Below are 23,086 nucleotides of genomic sequence, written 5' to 3'. Positions count from 1 at the left end.
TATGAATCAGTCGCTTAGAAAAGCAAACCCTATACAAGAAACCGTTTGTGGTTTCGCCCCTGCAACCATTGCCAATGTCAATGTAGGCTTTGATGTTTTAGGTATCTCCCTCTCCACAGTTGGAGACAGGGTCGAGGTTACTCCCAATGGCACCCAGCAGAACAAAATCACCTTTATTGAAAGTGCTACTCCCCTGCCCTATGCTGTGGAGAAAAACTCTTGCACTGTGGTCATTGCGGCCATGCAAGCACAATTGGAAAACCCTTTGTATGTAGATGTTCGTATCCGCAAGGGTTTTGCCTCTGGTAGTGGCTTGGGTTCTAGCAGTGCCAGCAGTGCAGCAGCTGCTTTCGCTTACAATACCCTTATGGGCAATCCTTTTTCTTTGGAGGAACTCTTGCCCTTTGCTGCCGAAGGCGAACGCGCAGCGTGTGGGTCAGCTCATTATGACAATGTCTCTCCTGCTATTCTTGGAGGTATTGTGCTTTTGTATCAAAACAAACCCATACGCTTGCCGCTACCTAAGGGGCTGCATGCCGTATCCTTCTTTCCTAATATAGAAGTCAATACCGCTTCGGCTCGTAGTATCGTCTCCCGACATGTATCCTTGGATATTGTTTCCAAGCAGGTATCTGCTATGGGTGCTTTTGTAAGTGGTTTATACCAAGAGAATTACGACCTGCTTAGAAAAGCTACCAAAGACTTCTTGGTAGAACCTTCCCGCAAAATACTCATTCCTTATTTTGATGAGATGAAAGAGGCTACTCTTGCTGCTGGCGGGATTACTTTTGGTATTTCAGGGTCTGGTCCATCTGTCTTTGCGCTTGCTGAGTCTCGCACTGTAGCCGAGCGTATTCTCGCTGAATTGCATAAGATATATGCAGGACAAGGCATTGAAACCCTTTCCTTTATAGAAGACTTAGCCAATGGCAAAGGATGCAGAATAGCACAATTTGATGAATAAAAACAAAAAATCCTTTTGTTGGTTCAGAAAAAAGTTGTAACTTTGCAGCCGCAAAATCGCCGGTATAGCTCAGTTGGCCAGAGCACGTGATTTGTAATCTCGGGGTCGTGGGTTCGAATCCCTCTACCGGCTCTAAAGCTGTCAATTATTGACAGCTTTTTTTGCTTTTATGGCTAAGATATCGTATCTTTGCACACCGCTAAAGAATGAAAAATGAGCAGCGGCATAAGAATTAATAATTGACAATTGACAATTAAAAATTAAAAATAATGTCTGTTTCAAAAAAAGAAACCAAGCGTGTAACTGTACAAACGCTACATGCTATGAAAGCCAAAGGTGAAAAAATCACCATGCTTACCGCCTATGATTATACCATGGCCAAGATTATTGACGGAGCTGGAATTGATATCATCTTAGTAGGTGATTCTGCGGCCAATGTAATGGCAGGGTACGAGACTACCCTTCCTATGACGCTGGATGCTATGATCTACCACACTTCAGCAGTGGTACGTGCTTGCGCTCGTGCCTTAGTAGTAGCCGATTTACCTTTTGGTACCTACCAGTCTGACCCACAGCGTGCTTTAGACTCTGCCATCCGTATGATGAAAGAAAGTGGTGCACAAGCCGTGAAATTGGAGGGCGGACGAGAAATCGGTGAGGGTATTCGCCGTATCTTGGATGCTGGTATCCCTGTGATAGGTCACTTAGGACTTACACCTCAGTCTATCAATAAGTTCGGAGGGTATGGACTCCGTGCTAAAGAACAGGCAGAAGCTCAAAAACTCAAGGAAGATGCCCATTACCTACAAGAATTGGGCTGCTCTGCCATTGTTTTGGAAAAAATCCCTGCTGCTTTAGCTAAAGAGGTTACCCAAAGCCTTTCAGTGCCTACTATCGGAATTGGAGCAGGTCACGAGGTAGATGGACAAGTGCTTGTATCTCAAGACTTTTTCGGTATGTTTGTGGATTACAAACCTAAGTTTGTACGCCAATACCTCAACCTACATGAGCTAATGACAGGAGCAGTAAGCCAATATATTACCGATGTAAAGGCACAAACGTTCCCTAACGAGAGCGAACAGTACTAAGGGAATGAAGACAACCCCCCAGAACCTACAAGTGCTTTACGAAGATAACCACTTGATAGCCATTAACAAAAGAGCAGGGGATATCGTCCAAGGAGATAAAACGGGCGATATCCCCTTAAGTGAGATTGTCAAGGCTTATCTAGTGGAGAAATACCACAAAGCTGGAGAGGCTTATCTTGGCGTTGTTCATCGATTGGACAGACCTACCACTGGCCTAGTGCTGTTTGCCAAGACCTCTAAAGCACTTCCTCGTCTCAATGCGGCTTTCGCAACCAAAGAGGAAGTTAACAAGCAGTATTGGGCTTTGATAGAGAAAAAGCCTATCCCTGCCCAGGGTACTCTTACACACTTTTTGGTACGCAATACCTCTCAGAATAAGTCCTATGCCTATCAAACAGAAAAGCCACAGTCCCAAAAAGCGGTGCTTACTTATAAGGTTTTGGCTACTCTTACCCATTATCTGTTAGTGGAAATTAATCTGCTTACAGGTCGTCATCACCAGATACGCGCACAGTTTGCCGCTTTAGGCTGTCCTCTCAAAGGGGATCTCAAGTATGGAGCGAAGCGAAGCAATCCTGATGGAAGCATCAGCCTACATGCACGTGCGCTTACACTACTTCACCCTGTGAAAAAAGAGCCTCTTAGCCTTACAGCTCCCCTACCTGAAGCCTTTGCCAAACTTATAGAAAATATTCCCTTAACAAGCTCCTAATAAAAAAAGGAGTTTTTTATTGTCAGTTCCATTTTTTTTTCCTATCTTTGTGCGTGTGTTTCAGTGGTCATTAGTCATTGAGCATCAATCATTAGTTTAAACATTGATTTTGGATTAAAATAAAAAATTTATGGTTTTAGAAATGAAAGTCCCTTCTCCAGGGGAATCAATTACCGAAGTAGAAATCGCCACTTGGCTTGTGAAGGATGGCGATTATGTAAAAAAAGACCAAGCCATCGCTGAAGTGGATTCTGATAAAGCCACCCTTGAACTACCTGCTGAAGTCAGTGGGGTGATTACGCTCAAGGCTCAAGAGGGTGACTCTGTAGCAGTGGGACAAGTAGTATGCCTTATCGATACCGATGCTCCCGCACCTTCAGAAACAGCAGCTGCTCCTGCTGCTAAGGCTGAAACTCCTGCTCCAGCACCTGCGCCCGTAGCAGCACCTGCACCTGCTCCTAAAGTAGAAGCTCCAGCACCTACAAGCTATGCCACTGGCACACCTTCTCCTGCGGCTAAGAAGATTTTAGAGGAAAAACAAATCCCTGCAAGCCAAGTAAGTGGTACAGGTAAGGGCGGACGCATCACTAAGGATGATGCTCTTAAAGCACAGCCTGCTCGCCATAGCATGGGTACTCCTACCTCTGGAAGAAGAAGTGAAAAACGTACTAAACTCTCTATGCTACGCCGCAAGGTAGCCGAACGTTTGGTATCGGCTAAGAATGAAACAGCTATGCTTACCACTTTCAACGAAGTGGATATGTCGGCTATCTACGAAATCCGTAACGAATACAAAGATGCCTTCAAGGAACGTCACAATGTAAGTTTAGGATTTATGTCTTTCTTCACCTTAGCTGTAGTACGTGCCCTTAAGCTCTTCCCCGATGTCAACTCCATGATTGATGATAAGGAAAAAATCACTTACGACTATTGCGATATCTCCATTGCTGTTTCAGGACCTAAGGGACTTATGGTGCCAGTGATCCGCAATGCAGAAAACCTTTCTTTCCGCGGTGTAGAAGCCGAGGTAAAACGCCTTGCTATCCGTGCTCGTGAAGGACAAATCACTGTAGATGAGATGACTGGCGGTACATTCACTATTACCAACGGAGGTGTATTCGGAAGTATGCTCTCCACTCCTATCATCAACCCTCCTCAATCTGCTATCTTGGGTATGCACAATGTAGTGGATCGTGCCATTGTTCGCAATGGGCAAATCGTGGTAGCTCCTGTGATGTATATTGCCCTCTCTTACGACCATCGTCTCATTGACGGACGTGAGTCTGTAGGCTTCCTTGTAGAGGTGAAAAAAGCCCTTGAAAACCCAGTAGAACTCTTAATGAACAATGACCTAAAGAACGCTCTTGAACTTTAATAATTGTTTTCTACATCATAGCAAGAGGCTGTCCTATTGGGACAGCCTCTTTACTTTTCTTATGACAAAACGCTCTATTATCCTATTTCTTCTTGAGAATATAGTAAGAAGCAAGTTCTCCTGTGATTTCCTTACCTTCATCTAGAAAAGCAATAGAACCATCTTCTTTTACTTGGTACTGCTGTATTTTTCCATTTTCTTTCTCACTGGTAAGAGTAAGCACTTTATTTTGAGCATCATAGCTCACCTTTCCGTTATCTTCTTCTTTGCGATCCTCCATAACTTCCTCAGAAGTATAAGTATCTTTACCTATGGAAAGACTTACATTGATCCCACTACAATCTGCACAAGGGAATGTTCCTTCATAAGTACCCTCATAAGCAGTCTTGCCACCACATGAAGCCAACACTATAGCTACACTGGCTAATAAAATTTTTTTCATTGTATAATGTATTTCTATATGAGAAGAAGCACAACAATTTTCATGCCAAAACTCTCAGAACCTTTTGAAATTTATAAACCTAATTGGTCTTTTCTTACTTAACTTTATTTTTATAGTTAAATTCCTTTTAAGAATACAATCATTTCACAGAAATAGACTACCTTTGCCCCAATAATTAAAATTACTGATATGAAAAAAATATTTTTATTCCTTGTAGCCCTTGTGGGTATCGTGGCTTGTAGCAAAGGTGATAGTGGTTCTTCTGAAAGTGGAGGAAACTCAGGTGGCGGAAATGTTACTGGATATAATCCTCCCTCTTGGATTATAGGTACTTGGATATGGGATACAAGTGCTGATTTCGCTTACACTTTCTCTAAGACAGATATTTGCCACCAAGCATTAGGTTCTAGCACATGTGATTTATCTACCCCCCAAATAATAAAAAGCATAGAACAAACTATAAGCGGAAACGATTATACAGTCAAGATAAATCTTATAGGTGGAGGTTCCATTAGCCATGCTTGGAGAAAAATTTCCGATAAGAAAATTGCAAAATTCGATCTAAAAGGTCAAGTTACAGAAACGTATACTAAGAAATAAAATAATCCTTTAAAACCTGCTCGTTGAGGAGTAGGTTTTTTTATTGTATTTTTATTACTTCTCCCTCTTATTTTTCTTGACTTTCCTCTTCAAATGTTGTATCTTTGCGCCCCTAATAAATGAATAACGAAAAGTGAAGAGTGAAAAGTTCTTCACTATGTACTATTCACTATTCACTAAAAAAAAGATGCAAGTATTCAAACTCACCGAAGAGATTATTGAACATATTCGTGAACTGATAGCCTCCGATCAGAAACAGCAACTCAAGGATTACCTTGAATCGCTCCACTTTGCCGATATTGCGGAGATTACCAGTGAACTGGAATTGGAGGAAGCCGCTTACTTGGTGAGTATCCTCAACCGTGAAAAAGCCTCTGAAACCCTCACTGAGGTAGATGAAGAGGTCTTGGAACACATCTTGGAAAACCTCTCCAATGAGGAAATTGCCCGAGACTTGCAGGAGCTGGACACCGATGATGCTGCTTACCTCATCGCTGATCTACCCGAAGAGCGGCAAACGCAAATTCTCTCTCACATAGAGGACAAGGAACATGCACAGGACATTGTAGACCTACTCCGCTATGATGATGATACTGCAGGGGGACTCATGGCCAAGGAGCTTATCAAAGTCAATGAAAACTGGGATGTGGATACTTGCATGAAAGAAATACGCAATCAAGGCCAACATGTAACTCGTGTACACTCTATCTATGTGGTAGATGATAACGAGGTACTCAAGGGGCGTCTCTCTCTAAAGGACTTAATTGCCTCGCCCCAAGGGGCTCATATTAGGGATATTTACATTCCTAAGGTAGATTTTGTCTTTGTACATGATACTCCCGAGGAGGTTGCCCGTGTGATGCAAAAATATAACTTGGAAGCCATTCCTGTAGTGGATAAAATGCATCGCCTCGTGGGACGTATCACCATTGACGATATCGTAGATGTCATCAAGGAAGAAGCCGAACATGATTACCAAATGGCGGCGGGGATTACCGAGGATGTGGAAGCCGACGATACTATCTGGAAGCTCACCCGTGCGCGTCTGCCTTGGCTACTAATAGGAATGGCTGGCGGGATAGGAGCAGCCAGTATTATCAATGGCTTTCAGGATGGACTAACGTCTTTCCCTACTCTTTTGCTCTTTATCCCTCTGATACAATCCACGGCCGGGAATGTAGGGGTACAATCTTCCGCTATCGTGGTACAAGGCTTGGCCAATAATAGTATCGATGGGGCGCTTTTAGGACGATTGTTCAAGGAGTTCCTCTTGGGCCTTATCAACGGACTAGCACTGGCTACCTTAGTACTTATGATGAGCCATTTTGTCTTTGGTAGCTCTTACTTGGAATCGGCTACCGTATGTGCCGCCCTAGTAACAGTAATTATCAATGCTGCCGTTATAGGTACTTTTATCCCCATTTTCCTACATAGCCGTGGAATAGACCCAGCAGTGGCCACAGGCCCCTTTATTACCACGAGCAACGACATCTTGGGGATTCTTATCTATTTTATGATTGCTAAAATTATCTTAGGTTTCTAAACTAAACAATATTACCCATGCAAACACAACGAAGCCGCGCACAGGAGTCTACCGATGCCATTGAAAAGCTCTACACAACCATGCGCCACCTATTCAACCGAGGATTCTATAAGCCTATGGGGGTCTCTGGCGAAAGCCTCCGAGAGTCTCTTTTGCTCCTCAGACCTGAGATATACGGAAGCATTGCCCAGCGACAAACAGAACTCAATGGCCTGCTTTACGTCTTGGATCGCCTGCCTATCGGTATAGAACAATGCCGATTTATCAATATGATTTCTGATGAGGGGTATCGTCAGTCTCATTTCGACCCTATTATCCCTCCCAAGCGTCGTAGAAACTGCTATCGTATTGATGACGAACAGATGAATATCGAGATTACTCGTGGCCGTTCCGATATCTATGACATACTCACTCACCTAACTTTCCTTTTTATAGAGTCTCACAAGATTGCTCATAGTGTCTTGGATGAGGAAAGCGACAAGATCAGCCGCGATTGGGAAAAAATAGAACTCCTCGCCCAAAAGAAAAAACTCTCTCAAACCGAACGTGAATTAGCACTAATTCATATAGGTAAGGTATTGGGACGCACCTTTGAGGAAATTCTCCCTGCCTACCACCAATTATCCTCTGAGAAAAATCCTGAGCGCTTTATACAGGTAATTTACTGGTTGGGCAAAATCGCTTTGGAAGAAATCCTCACCGACAACAAGCGGGTGATTACCTTCTCCCCTATCCTAAGGGAACGCTTGGGACATCATATCTACGGGGAGATTTGGGCAAATACACTCAAGGAAACCCTGAGCCAATATAACCTGCTACAACGTCCTTTACATATCATCAGTGCCAATATGCACAGTGTGATGAATGCTTTGTTCGCTTCTAAGGCTTTGAATATCAAAAGAAAGGAAGATACACCATGGGATACTTATATTGCCCTAAGTGAGGAGAAAAACCATGCGCTCCGCGAGCAGGTGACCCAATATGCCCTTGCTCATGGTATGCTCTTTATCAAGGACAAATCAGGCACCAATATAGACGTGCAAATTGTAGATACGGCACTCATTCCAGAGAATGAATTTTTCAAAAAAACCACAACCAAGGAGGCTCCTGTACTCTTAGTAATGGACTATGCTTTCGGAGAGCAGGCTTATGAAACCATAGATGAGCTTCTCAAGCCTTACAAAACAGAGGAAAAAAGTACCTTCCTCAACGTGGTATCCGTTTCTATCATGGGCAAGGCAGGGATTTTAGAAGGTGAAAAGGGAGATATTATGATTCCTAATGCCCATATTTTTGAGGGAACTGCGGACAACTATCCTTTTGAGAATGAGTTATCTACTTCTGATTTTGAGGGCAATGGTCTCAGAGTCTTTGAAGGGACTATGGTAACGGTCTTAGGTACCTCCTTGCAGAATAAGGACGTACTGACCTACTTCCACAAATCCACTTGGAATGTCATAGGACTAGAGATGGAGGGCGCTCACTATCAGAAAGCCATACAATCAGCCTCCAAGATTCGCAAGAGTATCCGCCGTGATGTCAAAGTACGCTATGCCTACTACGCCTCCGACAATCCTTTGGAGACAGGTAGCACCTTAGCCTCTGGGGGCTTAGGCCTTATCGGGGTCAAGCCTACTTATTTGATTACTCATAGAATATTAGAGCAAATAGGCAAAAATACTAATACTATAGAATAGCTAAGAGCTATTCTATAGTATTTTCCACATTTGAAAAATTTGTCTCATATAAGAAGCTGGGTATATGATATTTTTAAAATGCTTTTCTTGTACATCCAATAGTTTTTCCATAGGTTGCAAATTGGCTTTGATATATTCCTTTAGTTTATTACTTACTTCATAATTAAGTTTCTGACCATAATAAATAGTATTGACAATACATAATTCAGGTAAGGGATTTATATCAAAAACAATATCTATCTTTTTATTCTTCATAAATTTTAAAAAATCATTTCCTATGATAAATTCTTTCTTGTTCAAAGAATATAATATAGAGGAAAAATTAAAAAAGGTAGTTTCAGGCAAACTATGAGAAAGTGGTAATATACTCTTTTTTTGAAACCCCCAAGTATTTTTGACTTCCCAGATGTCTATAATTGTGTCATCAATATTGATTTTATAGCCTCCAAAGCTATTTTTTTGATAATTCAATCCTGTAAGTAACTCTTCTGTTAATTCATTTTCTATTACCAAATCAATATCTCTAAATTCATTTGTTCTTTTTACAAAAAAATCACGAATAATACCACTGAAGAGAAAAACTTGGGTATCTCTCTTCAATAGATTGATAAAGCTACTTACAGAAGGAGATATTTTTGAATAAAAATAATCATCAAAGACTTCTGTTTTGCTTTCTATCTCTTTTTTTATGTCAGCTAATTTTTTGCCCACTGATTTTTTGATAATGATCTAATGCATATTGGTCTGTCATTCCAGTAATGAAATCAACAATAAGTTTTAATTTGTAATAATCGTTCAATTCATCAAGACTATTGCAATGATTTTCTGTGAAAATAGCTTTTGAAATACTATTTGAGATGAGTTGTTCTGCCCTTTTTTGGTAATCTTTGTTGGAATGAAAAAGGAAATAGATGTAATAATCTAAAAGTCCTTTTATAACTGAATGCCCAGTTACTTCTAATGAGTTAATTTCTCTATAAGAAGCTATCCTTTCAATAAAGATGCCCTGTAATATTTTAGCCAAACCACTTTCATCGTCAAAAATAAGTTCTTCATTATAATCTCCTGCTTCCATTTTATCAATATTTTTAATGAAATTGTCGTAAGCTAAATTAGTAAGAGCTTGTATAAGAGCGATTCTAAAGTTTACTATTTTAGTAATATCATTTTTATAATAACCTGATATGTCCTCGTATATTTTCTTAATATTATCACTTACTAAAGGATTAGTCTTTATTTTGTTGTAAAACTCATCAAGGGTAATGAGTTTTTTAGAATAAGCATCTTCAATATCCATTGTAAGATAGCAGATAGAATCAGCGGCTTCCATTAGGTAGCAAAAAGGGTGACGAATATATTGCACACCATTTTTCAACCCACAACCTTCCATTATTTTTTCAAAATAGGCTTTTTCAGAGTGAAAAACGCCAGTTTTTTTAGTTGCTATTCTACTTTTATCTTTATCACCATAATTAGGATATTTGATATAAGCGGCAAGAGTAGCATAGGTTAGGTTTAACCCTTTGTCATCATTAAGTGATTGTAACTTTGTAAGTACTCGCAAACCTTGTGCATTACCATCAAAGTTTAGAAAATCTCTTTTTTGGTCAGGGGTAAGGTTAAATTTTGGTTTATCTTGTTTCTTTTGTTCTACAGCATTTTTATCTGCTTCAAAAAGTTCCTTAAAGTAATTTTGTATTACAGTTTCTCCAAAATGACCAAAAGGAGGATTCCCAATATCATGAATCAGACAAATATTTTTCATTATAATAGGAATTTCTCTAAATAAGTCTTCCTTACCCGAAAACTTCTGCTTTATTTTTTCATCTTCGCTAATACGTACTCCTAAAGAGTAGCCAACAGACATTACTTCCATAGAATGTGTGAGTCGGGAATGTATGTTGTCATCGGTAGTTAAAGGGAACACTTGTGTTTTGTCATGCATTCTCCTCAGTGCGGGACTAAAAATAATTCTACCAAAATCACTTTCAAACTCATTTCTTGAGTCTTTTTGTCTTTCAGATGTTCTTAATCTATTGGTATTTAATAGGTTATCCCAATTCATAAAGGTTGTATTTTATGGGACAAAAGTATGGTAAAAAAACTAATTTACCAAATAAAGGACGATTTTTATTGTCAATTATTATTTGTTATCTTGAGTACTTCTTGGATAAAATCCAATACAAAATCACTGTTTTTCAGTTGGTAACTTAATAATATAGGAGCAATAGTCCCTGTTACCAGTTGCCAATTTTGATCATGAGTTCTAACTACATCCGTAGAAGTAATAGTTACTACTCCATTTTTTATAGCAATATGCTGAAGTTCATAGAGTCGCCATTCTTCTTCACGGGGATTAGTAAAGAATGTCTTTTCAAACAGAATCTTTGTATTGGTAATTTCATTGCGACTTTGTAACTTGTTCTCTTCATTGATTCCCATAGTAAATACACTAAAGCCACCACCCTCTTCAGCATGAGGTACGATATTCCCCTCATTATTATATTGAGTAGCCCTTAGTTCACTCACTTTGCCATTTTCTGTAACCAATGTAATATTACTCCAATGTTTCTCTCGTCTATGTAAGAGTACTTGCTTAGTATGCAAATCATAAATAGCTTTAATCCACTCCTTATCCGATGGATATTTTGCCAAGAAGCAGAAGTGTTGAAGTTTATCCCTTGAAAGCACTTCAAAGGACAATTCACTATAGTCAGGCTTTACTTATACATTGTAAAGGGGTAGAGGGAAAGGGTCTCCATAAGGATTTTCGTCATAATAGAATTGATGTGTCTTAGGATCGTATTCCAAACTCACAAAGTTTTCCTCTTCTATACCTCCTAATACTACTTAAAAACAATCAAAATCGCCTGTTTCCACCCTGCAATAGTACAACTCTATTACTGTAGGAATAGACTTAAACTCATACGCTAAAGCGGCTTCACGGATAAAGTTAGAAATCTGTATTGTATAACCATTGTAGAGAAAACCCCAAAGGAACTGAGGCATCTCTTCCTCTTCTGGGTTGTTGAAGGTAGAAAGTTGCTCACAGAGGGTCTGTATAGCTGCTGCGAGATAAGCTTGCTTATCAGGGGCTTGGTTTGCTTTTTCCAATTGTGCCAAGAAAGCCTCCAAATGTGCGTTACAGTCGGTGATATTTATTTCTGTATAATAACGGTCTTCCTCAATAGTTGTTGAGAGTTCCGCACGCATTTGCGCAATAATTTGGTCTTTTTGAGTAATGAATTTGGACATGTTTCTTATTTTAACGTGAGTTCGACGTAAGCAAAATTATATTTTTTCTCCCACAGATTCCACGGATTTCCACGAATAAATAAGACCTTTGGTCTTATAAAAATCTGTGTAAATCGCAACAACATAATTACACAGACATAGAAAATCTGTGAAATCCGTGAAAATCAGTGGGAGCTTTCGTTATATCAAACTCATATTATTTTACAATAGTTTGAAATAATTGGTAGCCTATATATTTCTTAAAATTGGGGTATGTATTTCTATAGAAAAGATCCCAATAACTGGCAATACGGCTCTCTATACGCTTTTGGTAGAGAGGATTTGCACAAAAGAAATCCCTTAATTTATCACGAGTAAGATCAGGAAGTTCACTATGGAGCACCTTTACTATTTCTATAACATAATCCCCAAAAAGTTTGGCGATAAAGGGCAATGTAAAATCCTCTTTTACAATCAACAATTCCCTTAGATAATGTTCTCTTAAGTGACCGTTGCAATGACACAAATACAAGCAATTAAGCATTTGCTCTTGAACTAAAGTCAAACTTTGGGTATTGTATTCCCCAAAATAGACTCTCTGAGGCAACTCCAAAGCTTCCCCATTGAGGCTAACATCCTCTCTCCCTACAGTCCTAAAGTCTTTAAGATCATTTTGCTGTAGAAAATCTGCTATTTTAATAGCATCTTTCTGCAGATAAGAGGGGAAGGTGCTTTGTATCATTCTTATTTTTGCAATGGGGTGATATCATATCCTAATGACTGTAAGAAAAGTAAGCCATTTAAGGCAGCTATTTTTTGAGTACCTGTCCAACCTTGTATTTCTGCCCAATCTATAAGTTTAGGAATATATTTAGGTTCATTGAGGTTGATGATATCCTCGGTTTGTGTAGTTTTATTGAGCAATTTGATATTTCCATTAAGGGGTTGCCCCATAAACTCATCTTCAATGGTGATAAAATCAACACACAAGGGCTTATTCTTCTCACCACTTAAGAAAATACGTACCGAAAGTAGTGAAGTATTATCTCCTTTAGTGTTATAAACCGTATTTATCCGATACAAATATTCTTTATTGTTATGAACTAACTTTCGAAGTTTTTGTTTCATAATTTTGAATTCAACCAACAAAATAGCTTTCTTTATGAGTATATACCCATCGATTCACGGGTATATATGTAATACTTCATCTGTATATATGTGTAAGTCTACGGGTATATACCTGTAAGCTCACGCATATATAGGTGTGATGATAGAGGTTATTTCTTGTATTTTTCGTACTTAACGGTTTTGAGCATTTCATGTAGGTCGGTATTTGGGCGGAACTAAATTTTATTGCCCTTGATAAAGGAAGCATTAAACTTTTCAGCGGTAGAAGCCCCCTCATTGGTAAGGGTTATTTCGAAATTACCAAAGCCGCCTAATTTCACGGTTTCACCCTCTGATAAGTGCCTAACAAGCACTTTGGTAAGGTCGTTAAGCACAGCCAATACATCGGTATCCGATACAGTAGTGCTATTTTGAGCAATTCCTTTGGCAAGAGCCTTTAAAGAGATTTCTCCATCAGTTTTGGTACTGGCATAAAACTTGTGAGCCGTTGTTTAATCTAACAGATTCTTACACTCTACTACATTAAATTTTACTGGCATAAAATGTAAGTTTAAATGGTTTGTTATTTTAGGTCATATATTTTTAAATACTTCTATTATTTTTCTTTTTATATCATTATTATAAATAGAATCTCGTATTATAATCTTTTTTTCTTCTTCCAAAAGATTATATTTTTTGAAGAAAAATATGATAAAAATAGTATTTATTATAGTAATAACTTCTTTATATAAAACAATACATTCCTGCATTTTATCGTTGTCATATTTAATTTCATCAAGAAAGTTATGTAAATCAAGATATGAAGTACTACTACTATGAACATATTTAGAAAGTTTCTTATATAATTCTTCCCATTTAGATTTAACTTTTGTTATAAGTGAAGTAATATGATTAATCTCAATATTTTTATAAAAATGTGTATAAGGATATTCTATAAAATAATTAAGTAAGTCGTCAATTTTATTAAAATTACGTTTATCAGAATCTAATTCTTTTTTTATATATTCTATTTTATGTTCTCTATAATAAATAGATGATAATACATTCTCAAGACATCTTCTTAATAAAACCATTGAAGCAACTCTAAATCCTAAAAAAGATAAAATAGAAAATTGATTCAAGTTAGATATTATTTCTTTAATATAATTATCCTCTTCTGAACAATTAGAAAATATTTTGACTGAAATAATACCTTTCACTAAAATAGTCAATTTTTCATCTGAATCATTTTCTAAAGACACATTATATAATGAAAGACTTTCTCTTATAGATTCTATTTGGGAACTAATAATTGTATTACTCTTTTGCATAATTTAAGTTATTATATTTTTCGAAAAAACTTAACCACATATCTACATAGTTAATTTTCAAATTGGAAGTATCAGCTTTAGATTCATCTATTTTGTTAAATTCATTCCAACCTTCTGTAAACTTCAATAATTCTTTTGGATTCGTTTCTGCTATAGCATATACTATTCTACCTATTATTTCTTCTCTTTTTTTCTTTTCCCAGCTAGGAACTTTAATATTAAAACTAAACTCAGCGAATTTCACTAAATCTTTATTAGATGGAAATTTATCCTTATCAATTAATGTGGATGGTAATATTCCTATTAAATTTTCTATTACGTTTTTTTCGTTTACTTTTTCATCAGTAATAGGGTGAATTAAATGAATAATTTCTTTCTTTACTATAGTATATTCATCTAAATTATTTAAATATTCATCTCTTCTTAATATTTCAAGAATATCAAGAATAGTATATAATAATTTTTTTGTACTCTCTTTCATATTAAAGTCTAATTTTTTGCATTAATTCAATTGTTATATTATCAATCTCAGTAGACACTTCATCATTCCAATCTATTAGAAATTTATTAGGTTCTACTAAAGCACGTGCAATTGACGCTTTATAGGTCATTTCATTAGCAAATAATTTATCATTCCATTCAGAATTATTTCTAATTTTCAGAACAAGATCATTATAAATTCTAGTATGAGTACTAAGTTTTTGTGTTAGTATTATCCCTGTGAAATCTATATGAGAAGCGTATTCTTTACAAAGTTCTTTGATATATGTTTGTAGTAAAGGAAGCCCAAATAGTGATAAATAATCTATACGCATAGGAACTATGTAGTTTGTTGAAGCTAATATCGCAGCTTTTGTATACCCTGAAATAGTAGGTGGAGCATCTATAATTATAATATCATAATTGCTTTTGATAGAATCTAAAAAATTCCTTAGTTTTAAAGGACTTTCATTTACAGAAGAAGCAGCCATCAGATGTAGATGAGATGAGACTATATCAAACTTATCTATTACATTAAACCTTTCCGTTTCAATTTGTTTTTCTTGAGGATGTGTAGACAACAGATCAGGTAATGAGAGTTCAAAAATTCCATAAACAGATTTTTTAGGATTTTGTAAAATCTTATTAACTTTATCTTCATTTAAACAATATTGAGTTGAGTTCATTTGAGGGTCCATATCAACTAACAAAACCTTTTTAGCATATTTCTTGGCTAAAGTGTATGAAATATTTACTGATAAAGTAGTTTTAGAAACTCCTCCTTTCATATTAATGATACTTATAATTTTCTTATTAGACATAACAATAAAAGTATTAAAAAAAATTAGTCATTAAGTTTAAGCACCGCCATAAAGGCACTTTGTGGGATCTCTACATTCCCTACTTGGCGCATACGTTTCTTACCGGCTTTCTGTTTCTCTAAGAGCTTGCGCTTACGGGAGATATCCCCTCCGTAACACTTAGCCGTTACGTCTTTGCGGAGGGCTTTGATGGTCTCACGGGAGATGATTTTAGCACCTATCGCGGCTTGGATAGGTATGTCAAACTGCTGACGTGGGATTAGCTCGCGGAGCTTCTCGCACATCTTCTTACCAATGTTATAAGCATTATCGGCATGGATAAGGGCGGAAAGCGCATCTACCGATTGGGAGTTGATAAGAATATCTACCTTCACAAGGTTAGAAGCACGCATGCCTATTGGCGAATAGTCAAAGGAGGCATACCCCTTGCTGACGGTCTTTAAGCGGTCATAGAAGTCAAACACAATTTCAGCCAACGGCATATCAAAGTTCAGCTCTACACGCTCTGGAGTGAGGTAGTGCTGATGGGTGATAATCCCGCGCTTCTCTATACAAAGGGACATGACCTGACCAATAAAATCTGACTTGGTGATGATACTCGCCTTGATATAAGGCTCTTCTACACGGTCTAATTTGGAAGGCTCTGGAAGGTCGGAAGGATTATTGACAATGATAGGTTTTTCAGGCTCTTTCTTGGTGAAGGCGTGGTAACTTACATTGGGCACTGTGGTAATTACAGTCATACCAAACTCACGCTCCAAGCGTTCCTGAACAATCTCCAAGTGGAGCATACCCAAGAAACCACAGCGGAAACCAAAGCCCAAAGCAGCTGAACTTTCAGGAGTGAATACCAAGGAGGCATCATTGAGTTGGAGCTTTTCCATAGAGGCACGTAGCTCTTCGTAATCTTCCGTATCTACGGGATAGATACCAGCAAAGACCATCGGTTTTACGTTCTCAAAGCCGTCTATCGCTTCTGAACAACCATCTACAGCGGAGGTGATCGTATCCCCCACTTTCACCTCGCGAGCGTCCTTGATACCTGTGATAAGGTACCCCACATCTCCGGTAGAAATCACGGGCTTAGGTACTTGGTTGAGCTTGAGAGTACCCACTTCGTCGGCATCATAGGTCTTGCCATTGGACATGAACTTGATTTTCTGTCCCTTGCGTATCTCGCCATTCATCACACGGAAGTAGGTCTCCACCCCACGGAAAGAGTTGTATACTGAGTCAAAAATCAACGCTTGGAGGGGCGCCTTAGGATTACCCGTCGGAGCTGGAATACGCTCAATAATGGCTTCCAAAATAGCCTCTACTCCCAAACCTGTCTTTCCACTGGCAGGGATAATATCATCGGGGGAGCAACCCAATAGGTCTACGATGTCGTCCTTTACCTCTTCTGGGTTGGCACTCGGTAGGTCTATTTTGTTGAGAATAGGAATGATCTCAAGGTCATTTTCCAGTGCCAAATAGAGGTTGGAAATAGTCTGCGCCTGAATACTTTGGGCAGCATCTACAATGAGGAGTGCGCCCTCACAGGCAGCAATAGAGCGGGATACCTCATAGGAGAAATCCACGTGGCCTGGGGTATCAATAAGATTGAGGATATATTTCTCGCCTTTGTACACATATTCCATTTGGATGGCATGGCTCTTGATGGTAATCCCACGCTCACGCTCCAAGTCCATGTTGTCAAGCAATTGGTCTTGCTTTTCGCGTTCGGTTACCGTTTGGGTAAAGTCAAGCAGACGATCGGCTAAAGTACTCTTGCCGTGGTCAATATGTGCAATAATGCAGAAATTACGGATATTTTTCATTCGGTTTTCTTTAGTTTGTTCGTTATTAGTGGTCAGTGATTAGTACTTAGTCTTCAATAACTAACCACTAACCACTAATCACTAACAACTAATAACTGTTCAAGGGGCAAAGATACATATTTTTTTGGACTTTCCTATCAGATAACGCCCATTTTTTCCATAAGGAAGGTAGCGTTCTTGTTTTGGCAAATGCCTTCTTTCAGTGTATAGTCAAAATAGAGTTCTCCTGCAATAATCTGGGACTCAAAACACTTATTTTGCAATATATCAGGATACTTTTCACTAAGGGTACATACCTCCAAATCGTGAGTGGCAATAACCCCAATAGCCTTAAGAGCTACCATTTTTTCTATAATTCTGAAAGTACCTGATTGTTTGTCCTCGGAGTTCGTACCTCGGAGCAATTCGTCCAGAAGGACAAAGCAAGGGGCTTTTTCCAGCTGTTCCATGATAGTGCGTAAGCGATTAATCTCTGCGTAAAAGTAGGATTTTCCATCACTCAGCGAGTCGGATAGGCGCATGGATACCAACAGTTTCATAGGGTGTACTGTGGCCTTTTGAGCACATACCGGAAGCCCCATTGTAGCCAATAGCATATTCACCCCAAGGGCTCTGAGGAAGGTACTCTTACCTGACATATTGGAACCTGTCAAGATGACAAAGCGATGCGAAGCAAAGGAAATAGTATTGCATACGCGCCCCTTAGCAGGAATAAGTGGGTGACCAAGAGATTCAAAGGAAATCAGTTGTTGGTCATTCAGTGTGGGATAAGCAAAGCTAGGATTGTTATAGCTGAAATTGGCAAAACTGTCTAATACTTCTACCTCTGCAATAACAGAGAGCCACAAGGCAATGTGCTTGGCATGTGCCTGCTTCCACTTTAGGAGCTTTCGGTAGATGTGCAAGTGATAGAAAGTGAGGATATTCAAAGGGATAGAGACCAATATATTCCTTACATTATCCAAGTCGTCCAACAGGCGAGAAAGCTGGGAAATACTTCTGCTGGCACTCTCATCTCCCTCATGCAGTTTTTCTCGTAAAAGCTCAAACCTAGCCGATTTAAACTGAGTGGCTTTCTCTATCAGGGTGATACTTCTCTTGAAGGTGTATAACAGGTGATAAGTGTTTTCAAATCCGAGTTTGCTCTTTTGGATCTTTCCGATAAAGGTTAGAAATACGAACAAATTGATGGTTATCAATATGTTACATACCACCTTAAATCCCTCATATCCCCATCCATACCCTGCAATCAGGCTAACGATCACAAGCAGTGAAGCACCCCAAAGAAAGAATCTTAGCAGACGAGGAAAGGCTTTTTCTTCTCTTGCTGCCCATTGCTCCATTTGCTCATAGAACCCTTGGGTATCTCCTATTAGGGCAGTAGTAGCCATAAACTCCTGGCGCCACCTAAGATGTTCTTCCGTTGAGAGTTCTTGAGTTACAGCTTGCAAGTGAGGTATCTCATCTGCTTTAGGTGATAAAAAATGAGCTGCCAAACTCTTACGTCCTAGGAAAGTATGGGTTCGGTTGATATATTGATACAGAGAATGTGCTCCAAAGATATCCAAATCATAAGAATACGGGTGTGTATCATCTTGAAATTCTTCTCCATTGGCTGAAAAAAACTGATTTTTCTCCAAAAAGGCTATTTCTTTTTCATTGATAGCTATTTTCTGTTGAGCTATCTTGCGAAAAAGATTTGTTTTCTTATGAATAACTACCAAATAGAAGAAGAGTATAAGCAAAAGGAGTATTATTGCATCTACTAACCATGATTTTTCCCTAAAAGCAAAGTAAATAGATACCAAGATGGCCAATGCTACTACAAGGCGCAAGGTGCCTATCACATGGGATTTTTGTGAGAGCTGCTTGAAAGAGAGCGTAGCTTCTTCTAAGAGCTGCTGATAAGTGGAAATCATTTATATTGTATGAGTTATTATATTATTTATACGACAAAAGCTACCCCATAGGATAGCTCTTTGTCTCTTTGTAAAAATACGCTTAAGCGGCTTTTTTTGCAGCACAGCAAGATTTCTTGCCGTCTTTCTTGCAATCTTCTTTTTTGTCAGAAGCTACGCCGTTTTGGTCTTTTCCACAAGACTTACCATCTTTACCTTTGCCGTCTTTGCAGCAAGATTTTCCTTCTTTGCCATCTTTGCAGCAAGCCTTACCATCTTTGCAGCAAGATTTTTCGTCTTTGCTGTCTTTGCAACAATTTTTACTGTCTTTGCAGCAATTTTTGTTGTTTTTATCGCAAGATGGTTTTTCATCTTTGTGACAAGCTACTTTCTCGTCTTTGCCATCTTTGTGGCATGCAGCGCCATCTTTCTTGTCTTTGCTGCAGCAAGCCTTAGTAGTAGCTTTCTCTGGTTGTACCTGTTGGCTATTATCTTGAGCACTCATAGCAAGTGGTGCCATAGCCATTACGAATAACATAAACAAACGTTTCATAGGATGTTGTTTTAAATTCGCTGCAAAGGTATAAAAAAAGAATGATATAAGAGTGTTTTTTTGGAAAATTTGTACTATTTTTGCTACTGAAAAATAGCTTATCTTATGGAAATCAAGTTAAAACGTATTTATCAGGCTAAAGAGGATGCTGATGGCTTTCGTATTTTAGTAGATAAAATCTACCCTAGAGGTATTAAAAAAGAGAACTTAGATGTGGATCTATGGGACAAGGAGATCGCTCCTTCCGATGCTGTACGCAAGGCTTTCCACACAAGTGATGACTTTGAGACCTTTAAGACTTCCTATAGGAAGGAACTCGCTGAGAATCCGCACATGACAGACTTCTTGCAACTCCTTCAAGGGAAAGCGGTCGTTACGCTACTTACGTCAAGTAAGGATGTTAATCATTGCCAACTTCCTATTCTTAAGGAGTTTATAGAGGATTCTAAGAAGGAAACCATTTAATTTTAAGAAAGAGGCTTACTGGAATCCCAGCAGCCTCTTTCTACTTTAATTATAAGAAATGATGACTGATTCTATAATTTAGGAGCACCTTTAAGTACTTCTGCATCAGCACCTGCTTCAAACTTCTTGAAGTTTTCTACAAAGGCTTCTGCCAATTCTCTAGATTTAGCAGCGAATTGTGCTTTATCATCCCAAGTATTTTCAGGGTTGAGGATATTTTGGTCAGATACTGTAGCGCAAGACTGAGGTACTTGGAATCCGAAGATAGGAAGTTCCTTAAATTCTACCTTGTTAAGTGCCCCTGTAAGAGCTGCTGTGATAAGAGCACGAGTATCTTTAAGGCTGCAACGTTTCATCTTTCCGTTGTATCCTGTATTGACAAGCCATACATTTACACCTGATTCTTTGATCTTGGCAGCCAACATTTTTCCGTATTCGGCTGGGTGCAATGGCATGAAAGCAGCACCAAAACAAGCAGAGAAAGTCTTTTGTGGGGTAGTGATACCTACTTCAGTACCTGCTACCTTAGAGGTATATCCTGAGATGAATTGGTAAGCAGCTTGGTTCGGTGTAAGTTTGGAGATAGGAGGCAATACTCCGTAGGCGTCGAAAGTAAGGAAGAAGATGTTTTTAGGATTATGTCCTATAGAGCCTGGTTGGATATTGGCAATGTGATAGATAGGGTAAGAAACACGGGTGTTTTCAGTGATATCGGTACGAGAGAAATCTACCACTCCCTTCTCATCCATAATCACGTTTTCGAGGATAGCTCCTTTTTTGATAGCTCCGAAGATTTCAGGTTCTTTTTCAGCTGTAAGGTCAATTACTTTAGCGTAGCAACCTCCTTCAAAGTTAAATACGGTGTTCTCTGGAGTCCAACCGTGTTCGTCATCACCGATAAGATGGCGGTTAGGGTCAGCTGAAAGGGTTGTTTTACCTGTACCAGAAAGACCGAAGAAGATCGCTGTATCACCATCTTTACCTACGTTGGCAGAGCAGTGCATTGGCATAGTGTTGCGGAATACAGGTAGTTCAAAGTTCATAGCAGAGAAGATACCTTTTTTGATTTCTCCTGTGTATCCTGTTCCTCCAATAAGAGCAATCTTACGAGTGAAGTTTAGGATAGCAAAGTTTCCTTGGCGTGTACCATCTACAGCAGGGTCAGCTAAGAAACTTGGTGCATTAATCACTAACCAATCTTCTTTGAAACCAGCCAATTCGCTGTCATCTATACGAAGAAACATGTTGTTGGCAAAGAGGTTACTCCAAGGAAGCTCAGTAATAGTACGTACATTGGTACGATATTTAGGGTCTGCACATACATAACCATCATGTACATATACTTCCTTATTGGAGAGGAAAGCTACTACTTTTTCATACAAAGCATCGAACTTCTCAGGAGCGAATGGAATATTAATTTTTCCCCACCATACACGATCTTTGGTAATAGCATCTTCTACGATGAAACGGTCTTGAGGAGAACGCCCTGTGAACTTTCCTGTATTTACAGCCAAAGCTCCAGAGGAAGCTTCTTTTCCTAATCCCTTTGCAAGGGTTTCTGCATGTAACTCATCTGCGGAGAGTTGGTAACGCACATTAGCGCCTTTAATTCCATATTTGTCTATGGAAAGAGTTTTTGTACTCATAGAAAAAATTTTTAATTATAAAATAATCAGTTAAAAAGTAATCCATTTGGAGGATTTTGTGTCCGACAAAGGTACAACTTTCTTTTGTAATATCCAACAAATTTCCTAAAAATTTTTCTCTTTTTACGTACCTCTTTTAGAACTTATACCCTATCCCTGTCTGTAAGAAAAAGTTTCGCACCTCTCCCCTGGCGGAAAGATTGGATAGGCCTACATTAAAATTGGTATCCAAGAAAAAGCCCCTTGGGAAATGGTACTCTACGCCTGCTCCCAAGCCAAAATCAACCTCGCCATTGCGGTACTTGGCATCCACTTCAGTGGTTTTTCCGTCTCTCTTTTCTTTGACAGCGGCCAAATAACCCACATAAGCGCCCACTTTAGGGTGTAAGCCTGCTACGGCTCTGTATTTTATCCAAACAGGTAGGTTCAGCTGGGTGATATATACTTTGTCTCTTCTGTAGTAGTTATCACTTTCATAGTCGTCATCTCTTCCCTTAAAAACCTTAACGTTTTCATATTCTGCACCCAAGACAGTTAGGTTTACTCCTGGTTCTATATAGAATCTTTTAGGGAGCTTTATCTCCACAAAGCCTCCCACATGACCTGTATAGATAAGGTCTGTTACGTACTCCATTCTGCGATTGCTATTGAGTACATTGGCCGTATCAAAGCCTCGCCCGTCTATATATAAGTCTGCAACGGTAAAACCAATACGTACTCCAAATTTCGCTCCTTGACCATAAGACACTGTAACTAAGAGGAATAATAATAAAGTTAGTCTTTTCATTTTCTATATTTTAGCTGTTAGTGAGTAGTTCTCTCCACTGATTTGAACTGCAAAAATACAATATTCTAACAAAAAAATCAAGGAAAATTTTGAGTTTTTAATCTTGAGTTACCATAGACTGACTACTGTCTTCTGACCTCTGCCTACTGTTAAATACTTAACACTATTTTTTATTGTATAAATTCTTACTTCTCACCAGCCGTTTCCTTGACTTCCCCGTCCTAAATGTTGTAATTTTGCTGCGTTATTCAGAGATCAGTGGTCAGTGGTCAATTTTCAGTCTATTGCGACTAATGGCTGATTACCGACGTCAGACTTCTGACCACTACCCCTTCGCTGGCGCGAGCTTGCAGCTCGTGCCTACTACAATTAGAGCCTTTGGCTCTTTATGAAGAACTACAGATGCCAATCAATAGTAAAAAATGATTGTATAGTCCAATTCATTAAGACGCAATAAATTGCGTCTCTACGGATGACTACGCTCATCAGGAGTTGTCTTAGCCAGCGTTAGGGTAGAGACGCA

At 38.8% G+C, this 23,086-nt stretch carries 23 protein-coding genes, 1 tRNA gene and 1 pseudogene; 9 read left to right on the top strand and 16 right to left on the bottom strand.

The features are described from left to right. Nucleotide 1 precedes the first annotated feature (1 nt). The 5 genes from HMPREF1154_RS04425 (at nucleotide 2) to odhB (ending at nucleotide 4,139) form a co-directional block, all read left to right on the top strand. Nucleotides 2-964: a homoserine kinase gene (locus tag HMPREF1154_RS04425; RefSeq protein ID WP_009641365.1), complete on the top strand. Its 963-nt coding sequence runs from the start codon at nucleotides 2-4 to the stop codon at nucleotides 962-964. A gap of 58 nt (nucleotides 965-1,022) precedes the next feature. Further along, nucleotides 1,023-1,096, top strand: a tRNA-Thr gene (locus tag HMPREF1154_RS04420). Nucleotides 1,097-1,233: 137 nt separating this feature from the next. Next, entirely contained in the window at nucleotides 1,234-2,052 is an 819-nt protein-coding gene (gene panB / locus HMPREF1154_RS04415; protein ID WP_009641337.1) for a 3-methyl-2-oxobutanoate hydroxymethyltransferase, read from the top strand. 4 nt (nucleotides 2,053-2,056) lie between these two features. Continuing rightward, entirely contained in the window at nucleotides 2,057-2,764 is a 708-nt protein-coding gene (locus HMPREF1154_RS04410) for an RluA family pseudouridine synthase (protein ID WP_009641447.1), read from the top strand. A 130-nt stretch (nucleotides 2,765-2,894) separates the two neighbouring features. Further along, on the top strand, nucleotides 2,895-4,139 hold the full coding sequence (gene odhB, locus HMPREF1154_RS04405) for a 2-oxoglutarate dehydrogenase complex dihydrolipoyllysine-residue succinyltransferase (protein WP_009641506.1): 1,245 nt from the start codon (nucleotides 2,895-2,897) through the stop codon (nucleotides 4,137-4,139). A gap of 82 nt (nucleotides 4,140-4,221) precedes the next feature. Here odhB and HMPREF1154_RS04400 read toward each other — a convergent pair whose 3' ends face one another. Further along, complete coding sequence (locus HMPREF1154_RS04400; RefSeq protein WP_009641487.1) at nucleotides 4,222-4,581, bottom strand: copper resistance protein NlpE; 360 nt, start codon at nucleotides 4,579-4,581, stop codon at nucleotides 4,222-4,224. Between the two features lie 189 nt (nucleotides 4,582-4,770). Here HMPREF1154_RS04400 and HMPREF1154_RS04395 point away from each other — a divergent pair, with 189 nt between their 5' ends. The 3 genes from HMPREF1154_RS04395 to HMPREF1154_RS04385 all read left to right on the top strand — a co-directional run bounded on the left by HMPREF1154_RS04395 (nucleotide 4,771) and on the right by HMPREF1154_RS04385 (nucleotide 8,421). Next, nucleotides 4,771-5,181, top strand: a complete 411-nt coding sequence (locus tag HMPREF1154_RS04395; RefSeq protein WP_009641416.1) for a hypothetical protein — start codon at nucleotides 4,771-4,773, stop codon at nucleotides 5,179-5,181. A gap of 187 nt (nucleotides 5,182-5,368) precedes the next feature. Beyond that, on the top strand, nucleotides 5,369-6,724 hold the full coding sequence (gene mgtE, locus HMPREF1154_RS04390; RefSeq protein WP_016419552.1) for a magnesium transporter: 1,356 nt from the start codon (nucleotides 5,369-5,371) through the stop codon (nucleotides 6,722-6,724). A gap of 17 nt (nucleotides 6,725-6,741) precedes the next feature. Further along, on the top strand, nucleotides 6,742-8,421 hold the full coding sequence (locus tag HMPREF1154_RS04385) for a DUF6909 family protein (protein WP_009641422.1): 1,680 nt from the start codon (nucleotides 6,742-6,744) through the stop codon (nucleotides 8,419-8,421). Nucleotides 8,422-8,433: 12 nt separating this feature from the next. On the opposite strand, the gene HMPREF1154_RS04380 is transcribed toward HMPREF1154_RS04385, so the two are convergent. The 13 genes and pseudogenes from HMPREF1154_RS04380 to HMPREF1154_RS04325 all read right to left on the bottom strand — a co-directional run bounded on the left by HMPREF1154_RS04380 (nucleotide 8,434) and on the right by HMPREF1154_RS04325 (nucleotide 19,665). After that, nucleotides 8,434-9,132 carry a hypothetical protein gene (locus HMPREF1154_RS04380; protein ID WP_009641468.1) on the bottom strand — a complete coding sequence of 233 codons (699 nt, stop codon included), beginning with the start codon at nucleotides 9,130-9,132 and terminating at the stop codon, nucleotides 8,434-8,436. After that, entirely contained in the window at nucleotides 9,113-10,486 is a 1,374-nt protein-coding gene (gene dgt / locus HMPREF1154_RS04375; protein ID WP_009641507.1) for a dGTP triphosphohydrolase, read from the bottom strand. The genes HMPREF1154_RS04380 and dgt overlap by 20 nt, the downstream gene beginning before the upstream one ends. Before the next feature lie 71 nt (nucleotides 10,487-10,557). After that, nucleotides 10,558-11,076, bottom strand: coding sequence for a hypothetical protein (locus HMPREF1154_RS13685; protein WP_232211969.1), 519 nt, complete (start codon nucleotides 11,074-11,076; stop codon nucleotides 10,558-10,560). A gap of 195 nt (nucleotides 11,077-11,271) precedes the next feature. Further along, on the bottom strand, nucleotides 11,272-11,676 hold the full coding sequence (locus HMPREF1154_RS13680) for a hypothetical protein (RefSeq protein WP_009641393.1): 405 nt from the start codon (nucleotides 11,674-11,676) through the stop codon (nucleotides 11,272-11,274). Between the two features lie 196 nt (nucleotides 11,677-11,872). Then, nucleotides 11,873-12,397 carry a hypothetical protein gene (locus HMPREF1154_RS04365; RefSeq protein ID WP_009641520.1) on the bottom strand — a complete coding sequence of 175 codons (525 nt, stop codon included), beginning with the start codon at nucleotides 12,395-12,397 and terminating at the stop codon, nucleotides 11,873-11,875. A gap of 2 nt (nucleotides 12,398-12,399) precedes the next feature. Next, nucleotides 12,400-12,783 carry a hypothetical protein gene (locus HMPREF1154_RS04360; protein ID WP_034566927.1) on the bottom strand — a complete coding sequence of 128 codons (384 nt, stop codon included), beginning with the start codon at nucleotides 12,781-12,783 and terminating at the stop codon, nucleotides 12,400-12,402. 215 nt (nucleotides 12,784-12,998) lie between these two features. After that, nucleotides 12,999-13,253 (bottom strand): annotated as a pseudogene (locus tag HMPREF1154_RS13675) (HU family DNA-binding protein); the annotation flags it as partial. A 102-nt stretch (nucleotides 13,254-13,355) separates the two neighbouring features. Continuing rightward, a complete protein-coding gene (locus HMPREF1154_RS04350; RefSeq protein WP_009641345.1) occupies nucleotides 13,356-14,093 on the bottom strand; it encodes a hypothetical protein in 738 nt (245 codons plus the stop codon). Further along, a complete protein-coding gene (locus HMPREF1154_RS04345; protein ID WP_009641386.1) occupies nucleotides 14,080-14,574 on the bottom strand; it encodes a hypothetical protein in 495 nt (164 codons plus the stop codon). Before HMPREF1154_RS04345 ends, HMPREF1154_RS04350 begins: the two co-directional genes overlap by 14 nt. A gap of 1 nt (nucleotide 14,575) precedes the next feature. Then, nucleotides 14,576-15,394 carry a ParA family protein gene (locus tag HMPREF1154_RS04340; RefSeq protein ID WP_009641483.1) on the bottom strand — a complete coding sequence of 273 codons (819 nt, stop codon included), beginning with the start codon at nucleotides 15,392-15,394 and terminating at the stop codon, nucleotides 14,576-14,578. A 23-nt stretch (nucleotides 15,395-15,417) separates the two neighbouring features. Then, nucleotides 15,418-17,214, bottom strand: coding sequence for a translation elongation factor 4 (lepA, locus tag HMPREF1154_RS04335; RefSeq protein WP_009641367.1), 1,797 nt, complete (start codon nucleotides 17,212-17,214; stop codon nucleotides 15,418-15,420). 137 nt (nucleotides 17,215-17,351) lie between these two features. Next, on the bottom strand, nucleotides 17,352-19,133 hold the full coding sequence (locus tag HMPREF1154_RS04330) for a MutS-related protein (RefSeq protein ID WP_009641502.1): 1,782 nt from the start codon (nucleotides 19,131-19,133) through the stop codon (nucleotides 17,352-17,354). Between the two features lie 82 nt (nucleotides 19,134-19,215). Then, entirely contained in the window at nucleotides 19,216-19,665 is a 450-nt protein-coding gene (locus HMPREF1154_RS04325; protein WP_034566926.1) for a hypothetical protein, read from the bottom strand. Nucleotides 19,666-19,770: 105 nt separating this feature from the next. Between HMPREF1154_RS04325 and HMPREF1154_RS04320 the strand changes: the two genes are divergently transcribed. Continuing rightward, nucleotides 19,771-20,130 carry a DUF488 domain-containing protein gene (locus HMPREF1154_RS04320; RefSeq protein ID WP_009641534.1) on the top strand — a complete coding sequence of 120 codons (360 nt, stop codon included), beginning with the start codon at nucleotides 19,771-19,773 and terminating at the stop codon, nucleotides 20,128-20,130. Between the two features lie 71 nt (nucleotides 20,131-20,201). Here HMPREF1154_RS04320 and pckA read toward each other — a convergent pair whose 3' ends face one another. Next, the gene (gene pckA / locus HMPREF1154_RS04315) at nucleotides 20,202-21,776 is read right to left on the bottom strand and encodes a phosphoenolpyruvate carboxykinase (ATP) (protein WP_009641401.1); all 1,575 of its coding nucleotides are present in this window, start codon (nucleotides 21,774-21,776) and stop codon (nucleotides 20,202-20,204) included. Nucleotides 21,777-21,912: 136 nt separating this feature from the next. Next, nucleotides 21,913-22,563 (bottom strand): outer membrane beta-barrel protein, encoded by a 651-nt coding sequence (locus tag HMPREF1154_RS04310; RefSeq protein ID WP_009641384.1) that lies wholly within the window; start codon nucleotides 22,561-22,563, stop codon nucleotides 21,913-21,915. Nucleotides 22,564-23,086 lie beyond the last annotated feature (523 nt).

Origin of the sequence: Capnocytophaga sp. CM59 (genome assembly GCF_000293175.1) — a bacterium.
GTDB classification, from domain to species: Bacteria; Bacteroidota; Bacteroidia; order Flavobacteriales; family Flavobacteriaceae; genus Capnocytophaga; species Capnocytophaga granulosa.
Note: the sequence above shows the minus strand (reverse complement) of the source record. Positions and strands in the feature narration are given on the sequence as shown.